Below are 12,704 nucleotides of genomic sequence, written 5' to 3' on the forward strand. Positions count from 1 at the left end.
TGGTCATACGAAACTTCGGGGTACCGATATACGGGGAACCATACGAAGCCGCCGACCGCCTGCAACGATACCGGCACACCGGACGGCCCCCGAGGGACGGGGGGACGGGCGGGCGGTAGCGTCTGGCCTACAAGCCGCAAACTGGCCTACCTCGCCTCGATGTCCTCGCGACGTCCACGACACAGGGGAAGTAACACACCCGATGCCGGACCGCCGTCAGCCCGACTCCCCCACCGACGACAACCCCTTCGCGGCCCCGCCGGAAGGCCGGCCCGACCAGCCGTGGCAGCCGCGCAGCGGTGGTGACGGCGGGAACGGCGACGGGAACGGCCCGGGGGACTCGGGCGGGCAACGGGGTCCGGCGCGCTGGGACCCGACCGACCCGATCCAGCGCCGCGCCCGGTACGCGCTGCTGGCGGGCATGTGGGGCTTCTTCTTCGGGATCTTCGGGATCCCGTCGGTCGGCCTGCTGCTGGGTGCGCTCGCCCTGTACTGGGGGATCAGCGCGCTGCGCGGCAAGCCGGCGGCGGCGACCGGCGAGCCGGGCGCACCGACGGGCCTGGACGCCCTCGGCCCGGCGGCCCGCCCCCAGCGCACGGCGGCGGTGAGCGGCCTGGTCACCGCGTCACTGGCGATCCTGCTGGCCATGAGCTCGTACGCACTGCAGCTCGCGTACAAGGACTTCTACGTGTGCCGCGACGACGCCCTCACCAAGTCGGCGGAACTCCAGTGCAACACCCTCCTCCCGAACAACTTCGTCGGCGAGGTCCTGAAGGTCCGCCAGTAACGTCGCCCGAGGCGCGGAGCGCCGCTGTTTCAGCCCCGCCGGCCCACCCAGCCCCGCCGGCCCACCCGGCCCCGCCGGCGTTTGAGGCGCGGGGGTGCGGGGCGGAGCGCCCGCTGTTTCAGCCCCGCCGGCCCACCCAGCCCCGCCGGCGTTTGAGGCGCGGGGGTGCGGGGCGGAGCGCCCGCTGTTTCAGCCCCGCCGGCGTTTGAGGCGCGGGGGTGCGGGGGCAGCGCCCCCGCGAACGGCGCCGCACCCGGCAGGACACGACACCCCGCGGCCTACACGGGCGGCTTCCGCCGAGCCAGCACCCGCACCCCGGCCACAGACGGCACGGCCGGAACCGGCGGGTCCACGGGGGCCACGGGGGCCACGGGGGCCGGCCCCAGATCCAGCCCCGCCACCACGGTCACCGCCCGCCGCGCCACCCGAACGGCCGGCTCCGGAGCCACCGGAACCGGCGGAGCCACCGGCTCCGGCGCGATCTCCGGCACCAGCGTCCCCGACGCCTTCCGCATCAGCTCCCAGCGAAGCTCCCGCACCCCGCTGTCGTGCCACCCACCGCCCACCGGAACATCCCCGTCCGCGTCCCCGTCCGCGCCCACCGCCACCGGACCGGCCGCCGGGCGGTAGCGCCACGCGTGCACCCCCACCGCCACCGGCACGGCCAGCACCAGCGTCCACGCGAAGGCCGCCGCACCCGTGGCCCACCACACCGGCCCGAACTCGGCCAGCCGCCGCGAGCCCAGCGGGCCCGCCGAGGCCGCCGCCAGCCCGGCCATCGCCAGTCCGCACACCACCGCTCCGAGGGCCGCCGTCAGCGCGGTCTCCCCGTACGACACCTCGCGCGCCCGGCGTACCGCGAACCAGCCCACCGCCAGCCCCGCGACCACCGGCACCCCGACGGCCGCCCAGGTCAGCGGAGTGCCCGGGCCCGCGGCCGGGAGCGCCTCCAGCAGCGGGAAGCGGGGCAGCGCGGGCGCGCTGCCGGAGCCGAGCGGGGTGGCCGTCACCCCGGCGCCGAGGGCGAAACCGGGACCGAGGGCGTAGGCCGCTCCCCAGACCATGGCGTTCGGAATCAGCGCGAGCGCGAGCAGCAGGACGGCGAACCGGCCCGACCACACCCCGGTGAGCGACAGGAACGAGGCCTGGACCTGCGCCCCGTGCCAGGCGAGCGAGGCGCCGACGAGCAGCGCTCCGCCGCCCAGGAGTACGAGGGCACCGCCCGCGCCCGCCCGCAGCGCCAGCGCGTACCGAGGGCGCACGAACCCCCTCCGCACGCCCCTTGGCAGCCAGTTCGGCAGCGGTCCGAGCGGACGCCCCTTGGCTCCCCACACCCCACCGGCCGCGGCCAGTACGGCGACCAGCGGAACGTGCCAGGCGGCGCTGATCGGGTCGGCCGGCATCGGGCCCCCGGCGGCGTACACCGTGGCGAGAGCCCCGACGGCGAGGTATCCGCAGAGCACGGCCGAGAACACGGCCGTCGCGGGCAGCACCTCCTCGTCGTCGTCGCAGGCGCCGCCCAGCCGGGCGGCGCGCCGCATGAGCAGGACGGGCAGCGCGACAAGGAGCAGGGGCGTCACCCCAACGGGTGCCGGGACGCCGGAAAGCGTCTCGTACCGCACCAGCTCGGTGCCGTGGGCGAGCAGCCACAGCCCGGCGGCGAGGTGCAGGGCCCCGCCGGGGCCGCTGTCCGGATAGGGGGAACTGATCCACAGGACGATGACGAGCACGGCGAGGAAGCCGAGCCCGAGTCCGGCCGCCACGGCACCGCCCACCACGCATGCGGCGGCGGCCGGCGAACGCCGCCGCACACCGGCTCGCGGGGCCGCCGGCAACCGGGTCCCGCGTTCGGTCACTTGGGTCACCCCGCCATGGTGCCAACGACACGCGCTATGGGCGGGTAACAGGCGAATGTCCGTGGTGTCGCCCAATATACGTTTATGTACTTTTTCGCTCAGGGCTGCCGGGTCGCGGGGAGTGCGGCATGACACGAAACGTCGAGGGCCTGCCCGCCCCGAACGAGCGCCGAAGACTGCGCGAAGCTGCGGAACTGACACTCGATGAGGTCGCGACGGCGGTCGGCGTCACCGCGGCGACGGTGCGCTCCTGGGAGTCCGGGCGCACCACCCCGCGCGGCCGCAAGCGCGACGCGTACACGCGCTTCCTGGCCGGCATCCCCGAACTGGCGCCGGCGGCGGACGCGACCGGCCCGCCGGGCCGTGCCGACCCGGCCGACCCGGCCGACCCGGCCGACCCTGCCGCCCCGGCCGAACCGGTCCTGGTGGCGGTCGCGCCCGGAGCCGGGGCCGAGGGCGTTGCGGAGGCTCCCGTCGGGCCGGCCGACACCGCCGCCGGGCCGGCCACCCGGACCGAGGTACGTCTCGTCGTCGATCCGGCCGATGCCTTCGACACCCTCTACGACCTGGCCGCACCCGCCCTCGCCCGGCAGGCCTACCTGCTCACCGGCCGCCGCGCGCTCGCCCTGGAGGCCGTGGACCGGGCCTTCACGCGTGCCTGGGACCAGTGGCCCGAGGTGGCCACCGACCCGGACCCGGTGGGCTGGGTGCGCACGATCGTGTACGAGTACGCGCTCTCCCCCTGGCACCGCTTCCGGCGCTCCCACCGCCGGCCCGACCGGCCCCCGGCCGATCCCGCCGACCGGATCCTGCTCGACGCCCTGCTCGCCCTGCCCAGGTTCCACCGCCGCACCGTCCTGCTCTACGACGGCGTCGGCCTCGACCTGCCCGACACCGCCGCCGAGACGGAGGCCACCACCCCCGCCACCGGCAACCGCATCCTCAACGCGCACGCCGACCTCGCCGCCCGGGTGCCCGAACTGGCCGACGTACCGGTCGAGAAGCAGTCCGCGGCGCTGCGGGAGCGGCTGGCCGCGCTGCGGCCGCCGTTCTCCCTCGACCCGCGCCCGGCGGCGGCGGTCCGTGGCGGCGGCGAGCGGCGCACCCGGCAGTGGACCCGGGCAACCCTCGGGCTGACCGCGGTGATCACGGCCGCCACCGCCTACACGGCGGTGACCGCGCCCACCCAGTACGATCCCCCGCTCGCACCCGGCGAGAGCGTCTCCGGGGTACCGCCGCTCAGCGGTCCGCAGCAGCTCACCGAACGGAGCAGGCAACTCCACGACAAGCTCCGCGCGGACCCGGAGGCGGGTCCGGCGCGCATCGCCCCGAGGCTCGACTGAGACGGCGTACGCGAACGGGCGTGGCCCGCACCCCGAGGGGTGCGGGCCACGCCCGTTCAGCCGTGAGGCCGGTGCCTACTGAGCGGCGTTCAGGATCGCGCGCGCGAGCTGGGCGGTCTCGGTCGGCGTCTTGCCGACCTTGACGCCGGCGGCCTCGAGGGCCTCCTTCTTGGCCTGCGCGGTGCCGGAGGAGCCGGAGACGATGGCGCCGGCGTGGCCCATGGTCTTGCCCTCGGGGGCGGTGAAGCCCGCGACGTAGCCGACGACCGGCTTGGTGACGTTCTTCGCGATGAAGTCCGCCGCACGCTCCTCGGCGTCGCCGCCGATCTCGCCGATCATGACGATCAGCTCGGTCTCCGGGTCGGCCTCGAAGGCCTCCAGGGCGTCGATGTGCGTGGTGCCGATGACCGGGTCGCCACCGATGCCGACGGCGGAGGTGAAGCCGATGTCGCGCAGCTCGTACATCATCTGGTAGGTCAGCGTGCCGGACTTGGACACGAGACCGATCTTGCCGGGCTTGGTGATGTCGCCCGGGATGATGCCGGCGTTGGACTGGCCGGGGGTGATCAGACCCGGGCAGTTCGGGCCGATGATGCGGGTCTTGTTGCCCTTGGCGGTCGCGTACGCCCAGAAGGCGGCGGAGTCGTGCACCGCGATGCCCTCGGTGATGACGACGGCCAGCGGGATCTCGGCGTCGATGGCCTCGACGACGGCGGCCTTGGCGAAGGCCGGCGGGACGAAGAGGACGGAGACGTTGGCGCCCGTCTTCTCCATCGCCTCGGCGACGGAACCGAAGACCGGGACCTCGGTGCCGTCGAAGTCGACGGTGGTGCCGGCCTTGCGCGGGTTCACGCCGCCGACGATGTTGGTGCCGTCAGCCAGCATCAGCTTGGTGTGCTTCATGCCCGTGGCACCGGTCATGCCCTGGACGATGACCTTGCTGTCCTTGTTGAGGAAGATAGCCATGTGAGTCTTTGACCTCTGCCCTTACTTCGCAGCCGCGAGCTCGGCGGCCTTGTCGGCCGCGCCGTCCATGGTGTCCACGCGCTGCACCAGCGGGTGGTTGGCGTCCGAGAGGATCTTGCGACCCAGCTCGGCGTTGTTGCCGTCGAGACGGACGACGAGCGGCTTGGTGACCGCCTCGCCCTTCTCCTCCAGCAGGGCCAGCGCCTGGACGATGCCGTTGGCGACCTCGTCGCACGCGGTGATGCCACCGAAGACGTTGACGAAGACGGACTTGACGTCCGGGTCCCCGAGGATGATCTCGAGACCGTTGGCCATGACGGCGGCGGAGGCGCCACCGCCGATGTCCAGGAAGTTGGCGGGCTTGACGCCACCGTGGTTCTCACCGGCGTAGGCGACGACGTCCAGGGTGCTCATGACGAGACCCGCGCCGTTGCCGATGATGCCGACCTCACCGTCGAGCTTGACGTAGTTGAGGTTCTTCGCCTTGGCGGCGGCCTCGAGCGGGTTCGCGGCCGCGTGGTCCACGAACTCCTCGTGACCCGGCTGGCGGAACTCGGCGTTCTCGTCGAGCGAAACCTTGCCGTCGAGGGCGATGACCTCGCCGGAGGCGACCTTCGCGAGCGGGTTGACCTCGACGAGGAGCGCGTCCTCGGCGATGAAGGTGTCCCACAGGGTCACGAGGACCTCGGCGACCTTCTCGGCGACCTCGGCCGGGAACTGCGCCAGCGCGACGATCTCGCGGGCCTTCTCGATGGTCACGCCCTCGTTGGCGTTCACCGGGACCTTGGCGAGCTTCTCCGGGGTCTCCTCGGCGACCTGCTCGATGTCCATGCCGCCCGCGACCGAGGCCATGGCCAGGAAGGTGCGGTTGGTGCGGTCGAGGAGGTACGAGACGTAGTACTCCTCAAGGATCTCGGGAGCGGTCTCCGCGATCATCACCTTGTGGACCGTGTGGCCCTTGATGTCCATGCCCAGGATGTCCGTCGCGCGGGCGACGGCCTCGTCCGGGGTGGCGGCCAGCTTCACGCCGCCGGCCTTGCCGCGGCCGCCGACCTTCACCTGCGCCTTGACGACCGACTTGCCGCCCAGCCGCTCGGTGGCCTCGCGAGCCGCCTCAGGCGTGTCGATGACTTCACCGGCCAGCACCGGTACACCGTGCTTGGCGAAGAGGTCCCTCGCCTGGTACTCGAACAGGTCCACGCGCGTCCGTCCCTTGTCTTTTTAAAGATTCGCAGTGATTCGCGGTTGTCTGCTATCTGCGTGGGCGTGCCGCGGAGGGCAACGTGACGGCGCTGTCACAAGGAAGGCGCACACGGTGACCGTGGACGCGGCATGTCCGTCCGGCAGGTTATCCCCGTGGGGCGTGCGTCCCTAAATCGCAGATCACACCTGAGCGGTGATACCTGTCACAGAACACCTCACGGTTGAACTGGAAATTCGTGTGATCGGCCGATTCACACGGGGTGCCGGGGCGGGCGTGTCGGAGGATCGTCAGGGGGTCGGCAGGGGCCGCTTCTCCAGCGCCGCGGCCATCACCTCCGGGAACAGGTCGGGGGTGCAGGCGAAGGCCGGCGCACCGAGCGCGGCGAGGGCCGCGGCGTGCTCGCGGTCGTAGGCCGGGGCCCCCTCGTCGGACAGGGCCAGCAGGGTCACGAACTCCACGCCCGCCCCCTTCATGGCGGCCACGCGCTTCAGCATCTCGTTGCGTATGCCGCCCTCGTAGAGATCGCTGATGAGGACGACGACCGTGTCGGCGGGTCGGGTGATCTTCGACTGGCAGTAGGCGAGGGCGCGGTTGATGTCCGTGCCGCCGCCCAGCTGGGTGCCGAAGAGGACGTCGACCGGGTCGTCGAGCTGGTCGGTCAGGTCGACGACGGCGGTGTCGAACACGACCAGGCGGGTGGCGATCGAGCGCATGGAGGCGAGGACCGCGCCGAAGACGGAGGCGTAGACGACGGAGGCCGCCATCGAACCCGACTGGTCGATGCAGAGGATCACCTCTTTCTTCACCGATTGCGCCGCCCGGCCGTATCCGATCAGCCGCTCGGGGACGACGGTGCCGTATTCGGGCAGGTAGTTCTTGAGGTTGGCGCGGATCGTGCGGTCCCAGTCGATGTCGCGGTGGCGCGGGCGGCTGATCCGGGCGGAGCGGTCGAGCGCTCCGGTGAGGGTGGCCCGGGTGCGGGTCGCGAGCCGCTTCTCCAGCTGCTCCACCACCTTGCGGACCACGGCCCGCGCCGTCTCCTTCGTCGTCTCGGGCATCGCCTTGTTCAGGGAGAGCAGGGTGCCGACCAGGTGGACGTCCGGTTCGACGGCTTCCAGCATCTCCGGCTCCAGCAGCAGGGCGGACAGTCCGAGCCGCTCGATCGCGTCGCGCTGCATCACCTGGACCACCGAGCTGGGGAAGTACGTCCGGATGTCCCCGAGCCAGCGGGCCACGTTCGGCGCGGAGCCGCCGAGCCCGGCCGAGCGCGCCGCCCCCGAGGTCCTGCGCGGACCCCCTTCGCCGCCTCCGCCGTACAGCGCGCCGAGCGCCGCGTCCATCGCCGCGTCCCGCCCGGTCAGCGCGTGCCCGGTGCCGTCCGCGTCTCCGCCGCCGAGCACCATCCGCCACCGCCGCAGCCGCTCGCCTCCGGCGGAGCCCGCGGTGTCCTGTGCCGCCGCCACGCCCATGTCCGTACCGCTCATCCGTCGATCCCCTCCACTTGTCGTATCCACCGGCCGGCGCTCAGGCGGCCGCGACCCCGTCGGGAGACGCGAGCAGCATCCGGACCAGCTCCGTCACCGCGTCCGCCCGCTCCGGATCGAGATCGGGGGCGAAGCCCTCGGGAGCCGATCCCGTCGCGCGCGCCGCCTGCGCGGAGGCGGCCGGACCGCGCCGGACCAGCTCGCCCAGCGTCCGCTTCACCCCCGGCTCGTACGCCCCGAACGTCCGCCTCAGCAGCGGCAGCACGTCGGTGAAGGCGCGCTCCGGGACCCCCACCAGCCAGGTGTCGATCAGGCCCAGCAGCCGGTCGTCGTGGACCAGCAGGGTGCCGCCGCCCGAACTCCCGCCCGCGAAGCCCTCGATCCAGCCCGCCGCGTCGGCGGGCGGGGCCGCCGGGGACAGCGCGAGCCCCATCAGCCGGGCCGTCTCCCCGGCCTCCAGCCGCCCGTCGTCGAGGAGGAGCCGGGCCGCCCTGCCACGGATGACGCCCGGCACGGTGTCCCGGTCCGCCAGCGTCCGCAGCACGGCGGACCAGCGCTCCCGCAGCCCGTCGTCGGCGTCCGCGAGCAGGCCGACCGCCGCGTGCACGCCGTCCACGTGGCCGCGCAGCTCCGCCGCCGCGTCGGCGTCCAGACCGGCCGCGCAGGCCGGCGGGAGCGCGACGCATATCCGCTCGGCGAGCCCGGCCGCGACCGCGCCGAGCGCCGTCGCGTCGGTGCCCCGTACGTCCCCGTACCGCAGTGAACGGGCCAGCGCCGGCAGGGCCTTCGCGAGCCGTGCGACGTCGGTGTCCAGCGCGGCGCGGTCCGCGAGGGCCCGCAGTACGGCGGGCAGCGCCTCGGACAGTCCGGCGAGGAGGCACTTTTCGGCCAGCTCCGTCACCTCGCCCAGCTCCTCGGCGGCCGCCGCGTCCGCCTCCGCCCTGGCGGTGGCCGCGGCGAGGACGGTGGTGCCCCAGATCCCGGCCTCGGCCACCCGGACGGACAGCTCCGGCTCCCAGCGCAGCCGCCAGGTCTCCCGGAAGGTTCCGGTGCTGCTGCGGGAGGCGGTCGGGGTGCCCCAGCCGATGCCGAGCAGCCGCAGCCGGTGCAGCAGCAGGGACTTGGCCGCGTCGGTGTCCTTGCGCAGGTCGAGTTCCAGCTCGCGTTCCTGCGCCTCCGCCTTGAGCCGCAGGGAGCGCTGCTGCCGCGTCAGGTCCCGCTGGAGGGGGACGACGGGCGCCCCGTCCGGGACCTCGCCGAGCACGTCGCCGACGACGAGGCGGTCCTCGATGAGCGCGAGCGGTATGTCGGAGCCGTCGCACATCACCGCCCGCACCGATTCCAGGGTCTCGGTCAGACCGGGCAGGGGCCGCCCCCGCATCGCGGCCAGGGTCTCGGCGAGCCGGACCGCTTCGATGACGTGCGCCGAGGACACCTGCCGGTCCTCCTCGCGCAGCAGGCCGGCGACCTTGGTCAGCCACCGCTCGACGGGCCGGTCCCGGGCGGAGAAGAGGTGGGCGTACCAGCCGGGCGAGGTGATCCCCGCTCCGTACCCGCCGGCCCGGGCGAGCCGGCGGTGGGTCCACGGCACCCAGGTGGTCTCCACCTTGACCTTCGCCAGCCCCGTCAGCAGCGCCTTGTCGGCGGCCACGGTGGTCTTCGCCCGCAGCGCCGGGACGTGCCAGGCGCCGCACACCACGGCGTACCCGTCGCCGAACTCGCGGCGGGCGGCCCGCATCCGCTGGCGCATGTACGCCTCGCGGACCAGGTCGCGGTGGTGGCCGCCGTCGCCGTAGGTCTCGCGCAGGGCGCCCATGGCCTCCCCGAGCGCCTCGAACGCGCCGAGCGCCTCCTCGCCCGCACCGCCGGTCCCCCGGTGCTCGACGACGTCCTCCCACCAGCGCTCGGGGTCGTCGTACCCGGCGGTCCCGGCGAGCACCGCGAGGGGGTCCAGCCTGACCGCGTCGGACTCGGCACGGTCGGGGTCCGGCTCCCCGGCGGCGGCCAGTGAGTGGGCGGCGGGCAGGTCCATGAAGCGGACCGGTACGCCCGCCTCCTGTGCCCAGCGGATCGCGACCCACTCCGGGGAGAAGTCGGCGAGCGGCCAGAACGCGGCCCGGCCCGGGTCGTCCGCGGCGTGCGCGAGCAGCGCCACGGGCGGCCGCATGCCGGGGTCGGCGGCCAGTTCCAGCAGTGCGTCGCCCTCGGGCGGCCCCTCGATCAGCACGGCCGCCGGGCGGGCCTCGTCCAGCGCGGCCCGGACCGCGCGGGCCGATCCGGGTCCGTGGTGGCGCACGCCGAGGAGCAGCGGGCCCTGGCGGGCGGTGCTCATACCGTCACCTCCCGGCAGGCCCGGTAGAAGTCCTTCCAGCCGTCGCGCTCGCGGACCACGGCCTCCAGGTACTCCTGCCAGACGACCTTGTCTGCCGCCGGGTCGCGCACGACCGCGCCGAGGATCCCCGCGGCCACGTCGGAGGGGCGCAGGACGCCGTCCCCGAAGTGGGCCGCCAGGGCCAGGCCGTTGGTGACGACGGAGATGGCCTCGGCGGTGGAGAGGGTGCCGCTGGGCGACTTCACCTTCGTGCGGCCGTCGCCGGTGACGCCGTCGCGCAGCTCGCGGAAGACGGTGACGACGCGGCGGATCTCCTCCAGGCCCTCGGGCACGGCCGGCAGGTCGAGGGCGCGGCCCATCTGGTCGACGCGGCGGGCCACGATGTCGACCTCGGCGTCCGCGGTGGCGGGCAGCGGCAGGACGACGGTGTTGAAGCGGCGGCGCAGCGCGCTGGAGAGCTCGTTGACCCCGCGGTCGCGGTCGTTGGCGGTGGCGATGAGGTTGAAGCCGCGCACGGCCTGGACCTCTTCGCCGAGCTCCGGTATCGGCAGGGTCTTCTCGGACAGGACGGTGATGAGGGTGTCCTGGACGTCGGCGGGGATGCGGGTGAGCTCCTCGACGCGGGCGGTCATGCCGTCGGCCATGGCCCGCATGACGGGGCTGGGGACGAGGGCTTCGCGGCTGGGGCCCTGGGCGAGGAGCCGGGCGTAGTTCCAGCCGTACCGGATGGCCTCTTCCGGGGTGCCGGCGGTGCCCTGGACGAGGAGGGTGGAGTCGCCGCTGACTGCGGCCGCGAGGTGCTCGGACACCCAGGTCTTGGCGGTGCCGGGAACACCGAGCAGGAGCAGGGCGCGGTCGGTGGCCAGGGTGGTGACCGCGACTTCGACGATGCGGCGCGGGCCGACGTACTTGGGTGTGATCACCGTGCCGTCGTCGAGGGTGCCGCCGAGCAGGTAGGTGGCGACGGCCCACGGGGAGAGCTTCCAGCGGGTCGGGCGGGGCCTGTCGTCGGCGGCCGCCAGGGCTTTCAGTTCGTGCGCGAAGGCGTCTTCGGCGTGCGGTCGCAGCGCCTCGGCGCCGATGCCGTTCTCGGGCTTGCTCATGGTCCCCCTCCAATGCTCGGCAGCCGCTCCCGACTGCTGTTCCCACGGTGCACCACGCCACTGACAACGCCCCCCACTCATCACGTCGTTGCAGGTCAGGGCGATTGTCAGAGGGGGTCTCTACGGTGGTTCACATGACTGAGCAGGGGGTCCGCTGGACGGCGGAACAGGTACTGGCTCTGGCTCCTGACGATGCCTCACGCAAGGCGGGTGGCAAACTCGGCGGGGCGGGGCCATGGTCACAGATCGGAGGTTCCGCTTCCGGTTCTGTGTGGGGGTTGTGCAAGGGCAGCGGGAGCAATCCGTACCGGACGGTCGTCGACCTGACGGGACCGGCCTACAAGTGCTCCTGCCCGAGCCGGAAGTTCCCGTGCAAGCACGCACTGGGACTGCTCCTGCTCTGGTCCGCCGAGGGGGTCGGTGAGCCCGGGGAGGCGCCGGACTGGGCCGCGCAGTGGCTGGCGGACCGTGCGGCCAAGGCCGCGCGGACGGCGGCCGGGGCGACCGGGCCGGTGGACGAGGAGGGGGCACGGCGCCGGGCCGAGCGGCGGGCGGCGCGCATCGGGGCGGGCGTGGGCGAGCTGGAACAGCGGCTGGCCGACCTGATGCGCGGCGGCCTCGCAGGCCAGGAGCACGCGGGGTACGCGGCGTGGGAGGAGACCGCCGCCAGGATGGTGGACGCCCAGGCGCCCGGACTGGCCGGTCGCGTAAGGGAGTTGGGGACGATACCCAGTTGCGGCCCCGGCTGGCCCGCCCGGATGCTGGAGGAGGCGGCGCTGCTGCACCTGCTGGACCGGGCCTGGATGGGGGTGACGGGGCTTCCGGACCAGTTGGCGGCGACCGTGCGCAGCCGGGTGGGACTGCCGGCCTCCGGGGAGGGGGAGGCCGTACGGGACCGCTGGCTGGTGCTCGCCCAGTACGACTCGGCGTCGCCGGACGGCCGGCTCACCACCCGGCGGATATGGCTGCGGGGGCTGTCGGGGGGACGGCCCGCGCTGGTGCTGGACTTCGGACCGCCCGGGCGCCCGCCGGGGCTGGCGCTGCCGGTGGGGCTGGTGCTGGAGGCGGAGATGCGTTTCCGGGCCGGCTCGGCGGGGCTGCGGGCGGACCTCGGGGAGAGGTTCGCGGCGGCCGCGCCGTGCACGGAGGTTCCGGCCGGGGTGAGTACACGGGCGGCCCTGGAGGCCTACGGGGCGGCGCTGCGGGAGGACCCGTGGCTGGAGTCCTGGCCGGTGGTGCTCGGTCCGGTGGTTCCGATACCGGGAGAGCTCGGCTGGCAGCTGGCGGACGCGGAGGGCACCTCCGCCCTGCCGGTGCCCCTCACCGGGGCGGGCAGCCGCTCCCGCGGAGGGCTGTGGCAGCTGGCCGCGTTGTCGGGCGGGGGCCCGGTGACGGTCTTCGGCGAGTGCGGCCACCGCGGGTTCACCCCGCTGACGGCATGGCAGCCCGGCTCTTCCGAGCCGGTCGCCCTGTCCTGAGCGGGACAGGGAACGGACAACGACATCGCAGGGGGCCTGGGGGGTCCTGTGCCGTCACACGAGGACGGCCGGGAGAGGTGCGGCGCCGGGGGGCGCCGTGGACGCAACGACGAGGAGCCGGGGGGCTTTCATGAACGACAACCACGCCAGT

Annotated in this window: 9 protein-coding genes; 3 read left to right on the forward strand and 6 right to left on the reverse strand. The window is 73.9% G+C overall.

All coding sequences use genetic code 11. The annotated features are described in order from the left end of the window. Positions 1-202: 202 nt before the first annotated feature. The gene (locus tag IG86_RS0109500; protein WP_030659451.1) at positions 203-787 is read left to right on the forward strand and encodes a hypothetical protein; all 585 of its coding nucleotides are present in this window, start codon (positions 203-205) and stop codon (positions 785-787) included. Between the two features lie 278 nt (positions 788-1,065). Here the strand turns inward: IG86_RS0109500 and IG86_RS0109505 are convergent, their stop codons facing one another. Beyond that, on the reverse strand, positions 1,066-2,652 hold the full coding sequence (locus IG86_RS0109505) for a cell division protein PerM (RefSeq protein ID WP_157854799.1): 1,587 nt from the start codon (positions 2,650-2,652) through the stop codon (positions 1,066-1,068). A 119-nt stretch (positions 2,653-2,771) separates the two neighbouring features. Here IG86_RS0109505 and IG86_RS0109510 point away from each other — a divergent pair, with 119 nt between their 5' ends. Further along, the gene (locus tag IG86_RS0109510) at positions 2,772-3,986 is read left to right on the forward strand and encodes a helix-turn-helix domain-containing protein (RefSeq protein ID WP_030896235.1); all 1,215 of its coding nucleotides are present in this window, start codon (positions 2,772-2,774) and stop codon (positions 3,984-3,986) included. Between the two features lie 75 nt (positions 3,987-4,061). On the opposite strand, the gene sucD is transcribed toward IG86_RS0109510, so the two are convergent. The 5 genes from sucD to IG86_RS0109535 form a co-directional block, all read right to left on the reverse strand. Then, positions 4,062-4,952 carry a succinate--CoA ligase subunit alpha gene (gene sucD, locus IG86_RS0109515; RefSeq protein ID WP_030659457.1) on the reverse strand — a complete coding sequence of 297 codons (891 nt, stop codon included), beginning with the start codon at positions 4,950-4,952 and terminating at the stop codon, positions 4,062-4,064. Positions 4,953-4,973: 21 nt separating this feature from the next. Then, entirely contained in the window at positions 4,974-6,152 is a 1,179-nt protein-coding gene (sucC, locus tag IG86_RS0109520) for an ADP-forming succinate--CoA ligase subunit beta (RefSeq protein WP_030659459.1), read from the reverse strand. Positions 6,153-6,443: 291 nt separating this feature from the next. Then, positions 6,444-7,640: a VWA domain-containing protein gene (locus IG86_RS0109525; RefSeq protein ID WP_045936798.1), complete on the reverse strand. Its 1,197-nt coding sequence runs from the start codon at positions 7,638-7,640 to the stop codon at positions 6,444-6,446. Between the two features lie 40 nt (positions 7,641-7,680). Next, positions 7,681-9,972: a DUF5682 family protein gene (locus tag IG86_RS0109530; RefSeq protein ID WP_037848382.1), complete on the reverse strand. Its 2,292-nt coding sequence runs from the start codon at positions 9,970-9,972 to the stop codon at positions 7,681-7,683. Beyond that, on the reverse strand, positions 9,969-11,075 hold the full coding sequence (locus IG86_RS0109535) for an ATP-binding protein (RefSeq protein ID WP_030896241.1): 1,107 nt from the start codon (positions 11,073-11,075) through the stop codon (positions 9,969-9,971). The genes IG86_RS0109530 and IG86_RS0109535 overlap by 4 nt, the downstream gene beginning before the upstream one ends. Positions 11,076-11,209: 134 nt before the next feature. Here IG86_RS0109535 and IG86_RS0109540 point away from each other — a divergent pair, with 134 nt between their 5' ends. Further along, positions 11,210-12,553: an SWIM zinc finger family protein gene (locus IG86_RS0109540; protein WP_078848337.1), complete on the forward strand. Its 1,344-nt coding sequence runs from the start codon at positions 11,210-11,212 to the stop codon at positions 12,551-12,553. Positions 12,554-12,704: the final 151 nt, after the last annotated feature.

The sequence above is a fragment of the Streptomyces virginiae genome, assembly GCF_000720455.1.
Classification (GTDB): domain Bacteria; phylum Actinomycetota; class Actinomycetes; order Streptomycetales; family Streptomycetaceae; genus Streptomyces; species Streptomyces virginiae.